At 62.9% G+C, this 13,234-nt stretch carries 14 protein-coding genes; 7 read left to right on the top strand and 7 right to left on the bottom strand.

Annotated elements, in window-relative coordinates:
* The first annotated feature begins 85 nt into the window (after positions 1-85).
* From glgC to YUU_RS0122750, 3 genes are read left to right on the top strand one after another with little or no spacing between them, the layout of a single operon-like run.
* Positions 86-1,354: a glucose-1-phosphate adenylyltransferase gene (glgC, locus tag YUU_RS0122760; RefSeq protein WP_027524486.1), complete on the top strand. Its 1,269-nt coding sequence runs from the start codon at positions 86-88 to the stop codon at positions 1,352-1,354.
* Entirely contained in the window at positions 1,345-2,799 is a 1,455-nt protein-coding gene (gene glgA / locus YUU_RS0122755) for a glycogen synthase GlgA (protein ID WP_027524485.1), read from the top strand. The genes glgC and glgA overlap by 10 nt, the downstream gene beginning before the upstream one ends.
* Before the next feature lie 55 nt (positions 2,800-2,854).
* Positions 2,855-3,115 (top strand): SemiSWEET transporter, encoded by a 261-nt coding sequence (locus tag YUU_RS0122750; protein ID WP_027524484.1) that lies wholly within the window; start codon positions 2,855-2,857, stop codon positions 3,113-3,115.
* A gap of 100 nt (positions 3,116-3,215) precedes the next feature.
* Here YUU_RS0122750 and YUU_RS0122745 read toward each other — a convergent pair whose 3' ends face one another.
* Together YUU_RS0122745 and YUU_RS0122740 are read right to left on the bottom strand one after the other, a co-directional pair.
* Positions 3,216-3,500, bottom strand: coding sequence for a hypothetical protein (locus YUU_RS0122745; RefSeq protein ID WP_198031804.1), 285 nt, complete (start codon positions 3,498-3,500; stop codon positions 3,216-3,218).
* Between the two features lie 423 nt (positions 3,501-3,923).
* On the bottom strand, positions 3,924-4,160 hold the full coding sequence (locus YUU_RS0122740) for a hypothetical protein (protein WP_035663063.1): 237 nt from the start codon (positions 4,158-4,160) through the stop codon (positions 3,924-3,926).
* 167 nt (positions 4,161-4,327) lie between these two features.
* Here YUU_RS0122740 and YUU_RS0122735 point away from each other — a divergent pair, with 167 nt between their 5' ends.
* Entirely contained in the window at positions 4,328-4,777 is a 450-nt protein-coding gene (locus YUU_RS0122735) for a hypothetical protein (protein WP_027524481.1), read from the top strand.
* 137 nt (positions 4,778-4,914) lie between these two features.
* Here the strand turns inward: YUU_RS0122735 and YUU_RS60320 are convergent, their stop codons facing one another.
* Positions 4,915-5,082: a hypothetical protein gene (locus YUU_RS60320; protein ID WP_198031803.1), complete on the bottom strand. Its 168-nt coding sequence runs from the start codon at positions 5,080-5,082 to the stop codon at positions 4,915-4,917.
* A gap of 524 nt (positions 5,083-5,606) precedes the next feature.
* Entirely contained in the window at positions 5,607-6,404 is a 798-nt protein-coding gene (locus YUU_RS0122720; RefSeq protein ID WP_027524479.1) for a class III extradiol ring-cleavage dioxygenase, read from the bottom strand.
* Between the two features lie 165 nt (positions 6,405-6,569).
* On the opposite strand from YUU_RS0122720, the gene YUU_RS0122715 reads away from it, so the two are divergent.
* On the top strand, positions 6,570-6,749 hold the full coding sequence (locus tag YUU_RS0122715) for a hypothetical protein (RefSeq protein WP_027524478.1): 180 nt from the start codon (positions 6,570-6,572) through the stop codon (positions 6,747-6,749).
* An 11-nt stretch (positions 6,750-6,760) separates the two neighbouring features.
* Here YUU_RS0122715 and YUU_RS0122710 read toward each other — a convergent pair whose 3' ends face one another.
* The gene (locus YUU_RS0122710; RefSeq protein ID WP_027524477.1) at positions 6,761-7,714 is read right to left on the bottom strand and encodes an AraC family transcriptional regulator; all 954 of its coding nucleotides are present in this window, start codon (positions 7,712-7,714) and stop codon (positions 6,761-6,763) included.
* Between the two features lie 66 nt (positions 7,715-7,780).
* Between YUU_RS0122710 and YUU_RS60315 the strand changes: the two genes are divergently transcribed.
* Together YUU_RS60315 and YUU_RS55175 are read left to right on the top strand one after the other, a co-directional pair.
* The gene (locus YUU_RS60315) at positions 7,781-7,996 is read left to right on the top strand and encodes a hypothetical protein (protein WP_198031802.1); all 216 of its coding nucleotides are present in this window, start codon (positions 7,781-7,783) and stop codon (positions 7,994-7,996) included.
* Positions 7,997-8,112: 116 nt separating this feature from the next.
* On the top strand, positions 8,113-11,286 hold the full coding sequence (locus YUU_RS55175; RefSeq protein ID WP_051389842.1) for an autotransporter domain-containing protein: 3,174 nt from the start codon (positions 8,113-8,115) through the stop codon (positions 11,284-11,286).
* A gap of 84 nt (positions 11,287-11,370) precedes the next feature.
* Here YUU_RS55175 and YUU_RS0122695 read toward each other — a convergent pair whose 3' ends face one another.
* Together YUU_RS0122695 and YUU_RS51410 are read right to left on the bottom strand one after the other, a co-directional pair.
* Positions 11,371-12,882: a carboxylesterase/lipase family protein gene (locus tag YUU_RS0122695; protein ID WP_027524474.1), complete on the bottom strand. Its 1,512-nt coding sequence runs from the start codon at positions 12,880-12,882 to the stop codon at positions 11,371-11,373.
* Between the two features lie 113 nt (positions 12,883-12,995).
* Entirely contained in the window at positions 12,996-13,205 is a 210-nt protein-coding gene (locus YUU_RS51410; RefSeq protein WP_035663059.1) for a hypothetical protein, read from the bottom strand.
* Positions 13,206-13,234 lie beyond the last annotated feature (29 nt).

Raw genomic sequence — 13,234 nt, 5'->3', positions numbered from 1 at the left:
TAGAATTCCGCTTCGATACAGGCGCCACCGGCTTCCCGCGAGGGAAGTTTCGGGGCGATAAAAACGGGGCCCTCGGGAGGACAGAATGAATCGTGTTGGAAATGAGCCACTCGCGCGCCAGGCCCTGGCCTTCGTTCTCGCCGGCGGACGAGGAAGCCGTCTTCTCGAGCTGACCGACCGGCGCGCCAAGCCCGCGGTCTATTTCGGGGGCAAATCCCGCATCATCGACTTCGCATTGTCGAACGCGGTGAACTCCGGCATCCGCCGCATCGCGGTCGCGACCCAATACAAGGCCCACAGCCTGATCCGGCATCTCCAGATGGGTTGGAACTTCTTCCGTCCCGAGCGCAACGAGAGCTTTGACATCCTGCCCGCGAGCCAGCGCGTCTCGGAGACCATGTGGTATGTCGGGACGGCCGATGCCGTCCACCAGAACATCGACATCATCGAGTCGCACGGTGCCCGCTTCATCGTGGTGCTCGCCGGCGATCACATCTACAAGATGGATTACGAGCTCATGCTGCGGCAGCACGTCGACAGCCGCGCCGACGTCACCGTCGGATGCCTCGAAATGCCGCGCACCGAGTCTTCCGGCTTCGGCATCATGCATATCGACGACAACGGCATCATCAAGTCGTTTCTCGAGAAGCCGAAAGACCCGCCGCCGATGCCCGGCAAGCCCGACATGTCGCTCGCCAGCATGGGCATCTACGTCTTCGACGCCAAGTTCCTGTACGAGGAGCTGAAGCGTGACGCCGCCGACCCGAACTCGAGCCACGATTTCGGCAAGGACATCATTCCCTACATCGTCAAGAACGGCCGCGCGGTGGCGCACCAGTTCTCGAGCTCGTGCGTCCGGTCCGGCGACGACACGCGCTCCTATTGGCGCGACGTCGGCACCGTCGACGCCTACTGGGCCGCCAACATCGACCTTACCGACGTGGTGCCGGAGCTCGACCTGTTCGACCGCTCATGGCCGATCTGGTCCTATGCAGAGATCACGCCTCCCGCCAAGTTCGTGCACGACGAGGAGAGCCGGCGCGGACAGGCGGTGAGCTCGCTCGTATCAGGCGGATGCATCATCTCCGGCGCCTCGCTGCGGCGGTCGCTGCTGTTCACGGGCGTGCGCATCAACTCCTATGCCAATGTCGAGAACGCCGTGATCATGCCTTACGTGAGTGTCGGCCGCGGCGCGCAGCTGCGCAACGTCGTGATCGACCGTGGCGTCGAGATTCCTGAAGGGCTCGTCGTTGGTGAGGATCCCGAGCTCGACGCAAAACGGTTCCGCACCACCGAACAGGGCATCTCGCTCATCACGCAGCCGATGATCGACAGGCTGAACGCATGGCGTTGACGCGCGTCCTTGCGGTCGCATCGGAAATCTATCCGATCATCAAGACCGGCGGTCTTGCCGATGTCGCCGGCGCGCTGCCGGCCGCATTGAAAGCCCATGACGTCGAGATGCGGACGCTGGTGCCGGGCTATCCGGCCGTCATGCGGGCCCTGCCGAAGGCGGAGGAAATCCGGCGCTGGCCGGATTATTTCGGCGGGCCGGCGCGCCTGCTCGCGGGCACGCACGACGAACTCGACCTCTTCGTGCTCGACGCACCACATCTCTATGAGCGGCCGGGCAACCCCTACGTTACCGCAGAGGGGATCGATTGGCCGGATAATGGCGTGCGCTTTGCGGCGCTGTCGCGCGTCGCCGCCGATATCGGGCTCGGCCTCGTCCCTTCGTTCGTGCCTGACGTCGTGCATGCCCACGACTGGCAGGCAGGATTGCTACCAGCCCATCTGCACTATGCAAGCGGCCCCCGTCCCGGGACCGTGATGACCATTCACAACATGGCTTATCAAGGCAAGTTCGCCTACGAGATGCTTGCCTCGTTCGGCTTGCCGCCGGAGTCCTTCAACCTGCACGGCGTCGAATATTTTGGCGGGATCAGCTTCCTGAAGGCCGGCCTGCAATTCGCCGACCGCATCACCACGGTGTCGCCGACCTACGCGCAGGAAATCCAAGGCGACGAGGGCGGCATGGGGCTCGGCGGCCTCTTGCGCGAGCGCTCGGGCGTGCTCAGCGGAATCCTCAACGGCATCGACACGGCAGTGTGGAATCCCGAGACCGACCCGCACATCGCCTATCGCTTCGGCGCGAAGGAGCTGCAATTCCGGACCGCCAACAAGGCGGCGCTGCAAAGGCAGTTCAATCTCGCGCCGTCCACGGATGCGCTTCTGCTCGGCGTGATCAGTCGGCTGTCGTGGCAGAAGGGCCTCGATCTCCTGCTCGAGACAATTCCGACGATTCTCGGCGAAGGCATGCAGCTCGCGCTGCTCGGCAGCGGCGATGCCGACCTCCAGGACCGCTATCAGGCCGCGGCACGCGCTCATCCCGGCCGCATCGCCGTCGTGATCGGCTATGACGAGATCCTTGCCCACCTCATCCAGGCGGGCTCCGACGCGCTTGTCGTGCCGTCGCGGTTCGAGCCGTGCGGTCTCACCCAGCTTTGTGCGCTTCGCTATGGCGCCGTGCCGGTCGTCTCGCGCGTCGGCGGGCTTGCGGACACGGTGGTGGACATCGGCGAGGCCGATAGCAGCGGCCACGACGCGACCGGATTCAAGTTCGGACCAGTGACGGCGCAGGGGCTCGCCGCCGCGCTACGCAAGGCGAACCTCGCCTTCCACGACCATTTGACCTGGCGCAGGCTGCAATTGAGCGGCATGACGACCGACGTCTCCTGGCGCAACCGGGCGGGCGACTATGCGGCACTCTATCGCACGATCATAGCAGCCCGCCGGTAATGACGGGTCAACAGACGCATTTCTATCAACGAATCAGTGCTATAGGGCGGCCACCATGGAACCGCTCATCGTCAAGCTGCTCGGGTTCGCTGCGGCAACCTGCACGACCCTCGCCTACACCCCGCAATTCATCAAGGTCTGGAAGACCCGTTCCACCGAGGACATCTCGCTCGGCATGTTCCTCGCGATGATGCTGGGGCTTGCGCTCTGGCTAGTCTACGGCCTGCTCTCCGGCGACGCGCCGCTGGTGGCCGCCAACGCGATCACCATGGTGCTCGCCGGCGGCATCCTTGTCATGAAGCTGAAATACGGATGAGTACGGGCAGTTCACCCTCTCGCATTTGCCTCCTTGTGGTCCCTGCCGGATAAGCGCTGCTGCTATCGGACATTCCAAGGCAAGTTGTTGAGCGATGGGATCACTGCCCCTCGGCCCGAACCGGGGGCTTCTGCTCGCGTTGGACGCTCTGGCTCAGCGACGCCAGCGCAGTCTTCAGGTCCTCAGAGATCGGCGCGAGGCCATCAAGGTCCTCGAAGGCTTGCGAGACGCGCTCATTCACTGATTTCTCGAACGGTTCGAAGCCGCCGGAGATGCGCGTTTCTCCCCCAAGAACGATGGCAGCGGCAATTGACCCGAACATAAGAATTGCGGCTCCAATGATGCCGAGTTTGCGGTTGCTGTGACGGATCGGCGGCGGTTGCAAGAGGTGATCGGTGGTCATTGTCTTACCTCGCGGCGTTCGGTGCCTGCATGATGCCGATCGTCGCGAACAAACGGTAGATCTCGCGTCCACCATTAAGAGGTACTCAAGCGGAGGCGCTTCCTATCCACGCTTGTCCGCTTTCTTTTGCCCACCGATTGATGGGTCAATTGATTGCACGAGACGTGGCGTTTCCGGCAGGATTTTCCAGTTAGCCACTCAGGATCGCCATCCCTTCGAAGACAGGGGCAACGTTCTGGAGTCCAGAGGAAGCCGTGCTGAAACTCTTTCTGGTCGTTTACACCGCAAGCGGCGGCATCGCCTCGGTCAGCAACCGGTCCCCGGCGATATGGCGTGGTACGAAAGCATCGCGAAAGAGCGAAACGAACAGAATTCAAATGATGCCAAAACCGACGGAGGCGTCCGTCACCTCAATCCTTCGATGAGCGCCCTCCAACCGAGCGCATCGTCACGCATCAGGAGCGAAAGGCTGAGCATCGCCAAGTGGTGTGGCAATTCGCAATCGGGACGGACGTTCATATCGGCAACAAACAAAGTGGCTGCTTTTTTGAGATCGCCTTGGTCGAGATAAGCGAAGGCTCGTTGCTTGCAGCGCTCGACATATTTGTCGCGCGGCATGTCGGTAACCAGGGAGCGTTCCATTTTCGCCAGTGATCCCGGAATCTCGCATAGAACGCGTACAGGATTGAACGGTCGGGTCTGGCCCGTCGGTTCGAAAGGCAACCAACGGACGCCTTTTAACTGTAGTGTGGGAATTGAGACACAGGCGGTGCACCGCGTCCTTTTTTTCGGTCTCACCTGAGATTGAATTGCTTCACGCGGGGCTTGCGCGCCGCCGCCAGGATCCAAGCAAGCGATCGATCAAGTTGCAGCCGCCGCGCGTGATCAAGTGCGCGGTCGCCCTCGACGCGCATGGGTTTCATAATGGAACCGCCGTGTCTAAAGTGTCACACATCTCGCTCAACCAGTGGCGAGCTGCATTTCAATTTACGCGGTCGTCAGCTTGGCAAGATATACACGAGGAGGGGCGCGCGCCTGATGAGGGAGCCAGTATGCCCGATGAGAAAGATCATCCGGACGCGATCAGGTTCGTGTTCAAGGGAATCAAGACCAATGATGTCGATTTCGACGTACTTGGCAGTCTGAGGGCGGCGACATTGGCGGAGGCGCTAGAGCTGGCCCGCCCGATCCTTGCCGAGTTCAGGCGCAAGTATCGGCGGATTAACGTCGAGTTCACGGTTGAGGGGAGCGATGAGTAGGGGGTCGCCCCTGACCCACAACGTTTCTTGTGCGGCTATCAGAGCGCGGATCGCGTGCCAACAACGGCCGCCAGTATACACGCGTTAGCTTGGCTCAGTCTGTTGCGAGCCGTGTGCTCGCGCCCGCCTTCGATAGCTCAATGGACCGTCAGGTCAAGCAACGGCACTTGTCGCCAGAGCTCTACGCGATGGCTATCCAACCGTTTGGCGCGCTCTTTTGCCTCCTCATCGTCAGCGCACTCAAGGTCGACCGCGCCAACGAGGTGGCCGTGTTCGTCGAGAATGTAGGCGCGGTAGCGCGGCATGACATAGACCCGCGACCATTTCTAAAGTTAGCGCGAGTATTTCTAGAGTAAGTGCCAGCCTCTATGCACTCGAATGGAGGGGTTATTTGGGGTACTACTTTCGTGCCGGATCGCGCCCCGCGCAACTTCCATTAGCTTGCGGGCGCTTGCCCGAGCACGCGGCGATCAAAGCCGAGCTGGCGTGCCAGGCCTTCATCGCGCGTAGACTGCAGCGGCTGGGACTTAACGTCGAAGGGTCAAGCCTGTGGGACGGCCGTTAGGTGGCGGCGTAGGATGGCGCGGCAGCGACTAGATCCGGCCGCCATGCGTTTGTTCAATTCAACCAGATCAGTGGCGTAGCCCATCAGGCCGCCAGCCACGACGAACTCCGTAAAGGGATAGATCGCGGGCATTGTCCTGATCGAGCAGATTTCTGCTTTACCCCGAAAAGCCGAAATTTGGGCTGTACGCTCGCTAGCTTTCGTGGAGGTGCGACATGCCCACCACCCAACGCCCGGTCAGAGAAGGAGGAAGAATACAGATATTCACCCACCGAACTCGTACGACGCCATAGCGACGCTCGCGACCTCGTCGATGAACAGACGGTGTCCCGCGTCGCTCGCAGCCGCACCGGCTGCGACCATGAGCGGCAGCAGATGGTCCTCGCGCGGATGGGCAAGGCGCGCGCTCGGCGCGTTCTGCCAGTCGATCAGCATGGCATTGCGCCGCGCAGCGTCCGGCTGGCCGATAGCCTCGCGCAGATAGGCCTCGAACTCGTACGAGACGGGCTTGGATTCCGCGCGCCCGAAGCCGCGCATGTTGTGATAGGTGAGACCACTGCCGATGATCACGACGCCCTCATCGCGCAGCGCTGTCAGCGCCTCTCCTACCCTGATATGCTCGGCCGCATCGTAAGTCGACTTCAGCGACAACAGCACGATCGGCATATCGGCATTCGGATACATCAGGCCGAGCGGCACGAAGGTGCCGTGATCGAAGCCCTGGTTGGCGTCCTCGCGGCAATCGATGCCGGCACGACCCAGAAGCTCATTCACCCGCGTGGCCAGGGCCGGTTCGCCCGGCGCCGGATATTTGAGGTGATAGGTATGCTCGGGGAAACCGTAATAGTCGTAGACCATCGGCGGATGCGCCGAGGTCGAGACCGTGAACTCGTCCGCTTCCCAATGACCGGTGATGACGAGCACCGCCTTCGGTCGCGACGACAGCCGCTGGGGTAGCCGGCTGAACTCCTCCGCGGTCTTGGCATATTGCACCCGCCTGTCGTCCATGAACGGCCAGGGTCCACCGCCATGCGACAGGAAGAAGGTCGGAAATCGCGTCATCGCCGTCGGCTCATCTCTGTTGCAACAAGTGCGAGGCGTAGCCCTACGCGCTTTTCGGCGGTGAGCATAGGGAAACGCACATGGTTAGCAAGCCGTTAACGATTTGCCTTCCAAAATCCGCAGCCGGTCGAAGCACTCGACCGGTTGGTTTTTGTGGGAAGCAAGATGGCAAAGTTTGCGCTGGGGGATGTCGTCAACAGTGACAAGGGCCGCCGCGGGGTCGTCCGCGCCGTCTACATGTCGAGGGAAGGCCGGCGGTGCTACGCCGTCGAGAAGGACGGCGCGATGGACTTCCTGGAGGAAGAGAAGCTGACGCCGGCGCCCCGCGTCGAGCTCGCGGCGTAGAGCCTCGGTTCTCAGTCGCCGCGCATCTCCGTCGGCGTCATGCCAAAGCGCTGCCGAAATGCCCGGTTGAAGTAGGAGAGATCGGCAAATCCCGAAAGATACGCCACGTCGATGATCTTGCGCGACCGATTGATGGGGTCGAGCAACAGCTTGCGGGCCAGCATGAGCCGATGCTCCAGCACGAATTCCGTAAAGGTGGTTTCAGCCTGTGCGAAGAAGCGCTGCGCGTGGCGCTGACTGAGGCCGTGCTTCCGGGCGATCGATCCAAGCGACAGGTCGTGGCGGCCGAGACTTGCGAGCATGTCGGCGCGCATCAGATCGAAGCGCGCGGCGGCATGACCGCCGCTCTCACGTTCGGCCTCGGTGCCGAGCAGGAGCCCAACGAGGTCTACCATGTGCTGCGCCATCAGCTGCTGGCCAACCACGTCAAGATGTGGCGCAAGGTTCGTGGACAGGTCGTGATAGCGGGAAATGGTTTCCCGCAATTTGGGCCGGTCTCCCAGAACCTGTGATATGCCGTTCTCGGCCCTCGGATAGGCCGTCAAGAGCGTGGAACGTGGCATTGCGACGGTCTTGAACTGAACTCCGTCCCTCTGGCTGATCTTGCTGAGCAAGCTCATGTCCATCAGGCACATCTGCGATTCCGACAATTCGATTTCGCGTTCCTCCTGCGTGATCAGCACTCGCCCGGCGGTGGCGATAACCAGAACCAGATCATCGTACCCGTCGCGCAGGATCTCGCGCGTGCGCTCGAAATGAGCTGACGACCCGCTCGGAACAGACAACGTCAATCCTCCGAGCAGGCTGACGCGCAGCTGGCAGTCGATGCTGTCACCCTCACTCGGCGAGATGTCGAGTCTGCAGAGAAGCCGGCATGTCTCCTCGCGCCACGCTTCGTACTCTCGTCCGCTAGACGCCCCCTTGTAGGACTTAACGAAGACGTTGGGCGCATTCGCCGAATCCACGTCGATTTTCCCTGGCAACCAAAAAGATCCGTCATACAGCGGGATCGAGTGCCGGCAACGCCGATCGTGCTCGATGTCGCCAAAATCCTCACAATTGTCACCGCAATCCACTCAACGGCGCTGTTCGACAGCAGCCGCGCGACGCGCCGTGACCGTATCGCGCCTTCGCGTTCTCATGGCGCCCTATTCCAGTGGCTTGGCACGCTGGCCCAAGACATCGAACTGGCCGGCACCTCATTCATCCGATGTGCGTCTCCCGATCGGAGCGTACAGCTTTTTTGAGGTTACGCATGCCCAGGACTGCCATCGCTCGTTTCAGCACCGGGCCGATCCGCATCCGTTCTGGTAATTGGGGCACTCTTAAAAAATTGCGTGGCGGGAGCGGTAAGCGTGCGCTGATGGCCTCAGCCTTCCTGCTGCCGATGATCGCGAGCGGGGCGGCGGAGGCTCAGACCGGGCCTTTCCTTTATGTGCCCAACTCTGGCGACAACACCGTCTCGGTACTGGATTCATCCACCGGCAATCCCGTTGGATCCGCCATCGGCGTCGGCAATAGCCCCATAGCTGTAGCCGTGCGAGGCGATGAATCCGTTGCCTATGTCACCAATTATCCTACCGGCACCGTTTCGGTTCTGGACACCGCGACCAATACGATCGCGGCCACCATCGGCGGCATATCTTCTCCTCCATATGGTGTCGCGGTCAGTCCCGACGGGACCCACGTCTACGTGACCGAAAGAGGCGGCAATTCGGTTTCCGTCATCGACACCGCGACCAATACGGTCACTGCCAGTATCACCGTCGGGCATGCTCCCGCTGGTGTCGCGTTTAGTCCCGACGGGACCCGCGCCTATGTGACGAACACAATCAGCAATTCGGTTTCCGTGATCGACACCGCGACCAATACGGTCACCGCCATCATCAACGTCGGGTCTGCTCCGCTTGGTGTCGCGTTCAGTCCCGACGGGGCCCGCGCCTATGTAGCTAACCAGGGTAGCAATTCGGTTTCCGTGATCGACGCTGCGACCAATACGGTCACCGCCACCATCAACGTCGGGTCCTCTCCCTATCATGCCGCGTTCAGTCCCGACGGCACCCGTGCCTATGTGACTGACGTAGGCAGCAATTCGGTTTCCGTGATCGACACCGCGACCAATACGGTCACTGCCACCATCGCCGTCGGGTCTTCTCCCCATGGAATCGCGCTCAGTCCCGACGGCACCCGTGCCTATGTGGCTAACCGTTATAGCGATTCGGTTTCCGTGATCGACACCGCGACCAACGCGGTCATTGGGACACTTCCGGCCGGAGCCTTGCCAAATTTGCTCGGCATGTGCTCCAACGGCAACGCATTGTTGGCCCCCGGGTTGACGTTCAAGGCGAACACGTCGGGGGCGCTGGCCTGCACGCTGGCCTCGGGCGCGAGCGGCGCCAGCGGCCCGGTGTTCACCGGTGGGACGATGCAGTTCGCCGGCGCCAATATCGCGAGTTCGCTGCCCATCACGCTGATGAGCCAGGGTGGCACTTTTGACACCGCCAGCAACAACGCCACGCTGTCCGGCACCATCAGCGGGCCGGGCGGGCTGACCAAGACCGGCCTGGGCACGCTCACGCTCTCCGGTGCCGGGAGCTATTCGGGGCCGACCGCGGTGAACGCCGGCACATTGCAGGCCGGCGCCGCGGGCGTCTTCTCGCCGAGCAGCGCCTACACCGTCGCGAGTGGGGCCACGCTCGATCTCAACAATTTCAATCAGACCATCGGCTCGCTCGCCGGCGCGGGCTCCGTGACGCTCGGCTCGGCTACGCTGACGACCGGCAATGATGGCACCAGCACGACGTTTTCAGGCAGCATTTTCGGGACCGGCGGGCTGGCCAAGATCGGCACCGGCACGCTGACGCTCTCCGGCAACAACGCCTACAGCGGCGCGACCACCGTAAGCGGCGGCACGTTGCGGGTGGACGGGTCTATCGCATTATCCAGCCTGACCACGATCAACAGCGGCACCACTCTGACCGGCACTGGCTCGGTGGGAGCGATGCAGGTCAATGCCGGTGGCACATTCGCGCCGGGCAATGGCACCGCGGGTACATCCATGTCGGTTGCCGGTTTGACCTTGTCGCCTGGCTCTCTCTATCAGGTGCAGGTGAATCCCGCGGCCGCGTCCTATGCGACCGTCACGGGCACGGCGCAGCTCGGCGGCGCCACGGTCAACGCGCTGTTCGCCAGCGGCAGCTATGTCAGCAAGACCTACACGATCCTCACCGCCGCGGGCGGCGTCTCCGGCACGTTCGGCTCTCTGGTCGACGCCAATCTGCCGGCGAACTTCCACACGAGCCTCAGCTACGATGCCAACAATGCCTATCTCAATCTCGCCTTGAACTTCGCCATTCCCGGTGGGCTGAACGGCAATCAGCAGGCAGTCGGTAATACACTGACCAACTTCTTCAATGCCAACGGCAGCATTCCATTGGTCTACGGCGCGCTGACACCGGCCGGCCTGGCCCAAGCCTCCGGCGAGCTCGGCACGGCGGCGCAGCAGACGACGTTCAACGCCATGGGCCAGTTCATGGGCCTGCTCACTGATCCCTTCACACGGGGCAATGGCGGGCCGGGCACGGCGGGCGGCGCGGCCGGATTGGCCGAGCAGGATCAAACGAGCGCCTACGCTGCGCGCAAGCGGACCGACGCCTTTGCGATGGTCGCCAAGGCGCCGCCGCCACGCGCCTTCGAACAGCGCTGGAGCGTGTGGGCCGCGGGCTTTGGCGGATCCCAATCGACGGATGGCAATGCGGTGATCGGCTCGAACGACACGACGAGCCGCGTATTTGGGACCGCCGCCGGGGCCGATTACTGGTTCTCGGCAGATACGCTGGCCGGCTTTGCGCTGGCCGGCGGCGGGACCAATTTTGGTGTCGCCAATGGCGGCTCCGGCCGCTCCGACTTGTTCCAGGCCGGCGCCTTCTTCCGCCATATCATCGGGCCCGCCTACGTCACCGGTGCGCTCGCCTATGGCTGGCAGGACATCATCACCGATCGCACGGTGACCATCGCGGGCGTCGATCGCCTGCGCGCCGAGTTCAATGCCAATGCTTATTCCGGCCGGCTCGAGGGTGGTTATCGCTTCGTCACACAAGGCTTTGGCTGGACACCTTATGCCGCTGCCCAGTTCACGACCTTCGACCTGCCGGCCTATGCCGAGCAGGCGATTGTCGGTAGCAACCTGTTTGCGCTGGCCTACAACGCCAAGAGCGTCACCGACACGCGCACCGAGATCGGCCTGCGCACCGACAAATCCTTCGCCCAGGCCAATGGCATCGTCACCCTCCGCGGCCGCGTCGCATGGGCGCACGACTTCAATCCTGACCACACTGTCGGCGCCACGTTCCAGTCGCTGCCTGGCGCCAGCTTCGTCGTGAACGGCGCAGCGATGGCGGCGGACTCCGCGCTGGTCACGGGATCGGTCGAGAAGAAGTGGCTGAGCGGCTGGTCGGCCGCCGGCACGTTCGAAGGCGAGTTCTCCAAGGTCACGCGCAGCTATGCCGGCAAGGCAAGCGTGCGCTATGCGTGGTGACGCTCCAAGAATCCGTCAAGAGTCGGTTCAGGAAGAGGCGGTTCAGGCGCCGCGAATGTCTGACGGCGTGGCCCCGCCTGCCACTCATCCCCTTGGGCTCCGCCGTTCGAGATGATCGAGCGGCCCCGACAGGGGATCGTCGCGGCTTGCTATTCCATCATTGGAGATCAGCAGCAAGCGCTCGCCTTGCGAGCTTGCGTCCCAAGGCGGCAGACCCGGCCCGTTGGGATCGCCGGTCCTTGCGAAATTGGTCCAGTAGCTGCGCAACTGACCCGCAAGCTCGCGGTCGGCGCGCGTAAACGGGCTCGCGCCCGGCACGCCCTGGGCGCCGAAGACGAATTGCAATTCCCGCCCGTGACCGCCATCGCCGTTCGCACGCTGGGCTTCGCCCATGTAGGAAAATCGATAGCGGTAGGTCGGCGCACCAGTCGCCGCGTGCAGACGCGCGAGGTATCGCGCGGGCTCGGTGAAAATCCGGTCCGTGTAGAGCCGGGCGGCAAGCTCCGCAGGCTTGCCGGAGATGCCGGGATAGAGCGCCTTCAATCGATCGGCCGATTCACCGGCGAGGCGGAGCTCCTCCTTCAGGTCGGGCTCGCCGACAAAACTCGTCTCGTCCTCGTTCGAGCCGATGATCACCGGGATGCGGCTTTCATGTGCGGCACCGAAGCCGCTCGCGATGTCCTCCGTCACGAGCCGTCCGTCCAGCACCGGGCCGAAGCTGCGCGCGGATTTGGCGAACAGCAGGGTTTCGGCCGCAAGCAGCATTCTCGTATCCAACGCACGTGGATCGGACGTACTCCTGTCGCGGGCGACCAGGGAGAACACGCGTTGCCCAATGGCCTCAGCCTCTTGCAGCGACGGCACGCCTTGGCGCGCGGGCAGCGACTGCAAGATCGCCTTGTGAAACAACTCGCGTGCCTGTGGGCAAAGCATCAGAAGGGCAATCGAAGTCGCGCCGGAGCCCGAACCGAACAAGGTGACGTTGCCCGGATCGCCGCCGAACGCGGCGGCATTGTCATGAACCCAGCGCAGCGCCGCGATCTGGTCCATCATGCCGTAATTGGCGCTCGCGCCGTCCGGCGCGTTCACGGCGAGCGAGGGATGCGCAAGCCAGCCGAACACGCCGAGACGATAATTCACCGTCACGACGATGATGCCAGCCTGCGCAAGCTTCGCGCCATCGAGCAAGGGATCATTCGCCGTGCCCGTCACGAAGCCGCCGTCATGGAAGAAAACCATCACCGGCAGCGGTCCATCGACGCCGAAGGGCCGAAAGACGTTCAGCGTCAGGCAATCCTCGCTCGCATGCGGCATCGCCGGCTGCAGGCAGGCCGGACCGAAATCGTAGGCGGTCCGCATTTCCGAGCTCTCGGGAAGCGCCTCTGGCGCGCGCCATCGGAGCAGCCCGAGTGGCGCGGCCGCGTAGGCCAGGCCCTTGAAAGAGGCCACCTCGCCTTCCACAGCGCCGAGCATCTGGCCTTCATGCGTCAGGGCAAACGGAAATTGCACGGCCTGCTGGGCCGCGGCCAAGCCGACCTGTCCCAGGACCACTGAAGAGACCATCGAAGCCGTAGCGAGCGCCAGCAAGGACCGCATCGGCGAAATCTCAATGCGCGAGAAGCTCGACGCCAAGTTACGTCGGTAACATGCGGCTCGGCAAGCCGGCAGTTGCTCGCGGCGCGCGATCCGGACGACCCCACGCTTGCGCTTTAGCCATCCTTGCCGGTCAGCTCCGCGAGCGCGCGGCGCGCGACGATGCCGAGCTCTCCGAGCGTCGAATGGCCGGCTTCTGCCGCCTTGATCAAGCGCTCGGCAATGAACCTGCGGCTGTCGTGGTCGCCGCCATGCGGCAGTTGACGGCAGGTTTCCTCCAGCACCACGTCCATGTTCGCCTTGGTTCGCTCGCTCAGCTTCTTCATGACGTTTCGTGAGAGCCTTGGTCCTTAAG

Source organism: Bradyrhizobium sp. Ec3.3, assembly GCF_000472925.1.
Taxonomy (GTDB): domain Bacteria; phylum Pseudomonadota; class Alphaproteobacteria; order Rhizobiales; family Xanthobacteraceae; genus Bradyrhizobium.
The sequence above is the reverse complement of the archived record's forward strand: the minus strand, read 5'-3'. Positions and strand labels throughout refer to the sequence as shown.

Bases quoted from the DNA above. Each gene is read 5' to 3' on its own strand.
- YUU_RS60320 (WP_198031803.1), bottom strand. From the start codon at position 5,082: ATGCCGCGCTACCGCGCCTACATTCTCGACGAACACGGCCACCTCGTT.
- YUU_RS55175 (WP_051389842.1), top strand. From the start codon at position 8,113: ATGGCCTCAGCCTTCCTGCTGCCGATGATCGCGAGCGGGGCGGCGGAG.
- YUU_RS0122720 (WP_027524479.1), bottom strand. From the start codon at position 6,404: ATGACGCGATTTCCGACCTTCTTCCTGTCGCATGGCGGTGGACCCTGG.
- glgA (WP_027524485.1), top strand. From the start codon at position 1,345: ATGGCGTTGACGCGCGTCCTTGCGGTCGCATCGGAAATCTATCCGATC.
- YUU_RS51410 (WP_035663059.1), bottom strand. From the start codon at position 13,205: ATGAAGAAGCTGAGCGAGCGAACCAAGGCGAACATGGACGTGGTGCTG.
- YUU_RS0122695 (WP_027524474.1), bottom strand. From the start codon at position 12,882: ATGCGGTCCTTGCTGGCGCTCGCTACGGCTTCGATGGTCTCTTCAGTG.
- YUU_RS0122750 (WP_027524484.1), top strand. From the start codon at position 2,855: ATGGAACCGCTCATCGTCAAGCTGCTCGGGTTCGCTGCGGCAACCTGC.
- YUU_RS0122715 (WP_027524478.1), top strand. From the start codon at position 6,570: ATGGCAAAGTTTGCGCTGGGGGATGTCGTCAACAGTGACAAGGGCCGC.
- glgC (WP_027524486.1), top strand. From the start codon at position 86: ATGAATCGTGTTGGAAATGAGCCACTCGCGCGCCAGGCCCTGGCCTTC.
- YUU_RS0122740 (WP_035663063.1), bottom strand. From the start codon at position 4,160: ATGGAACGCTCCCTGGTTACCGACATGCCGCGCGACAAATATGTCGAG.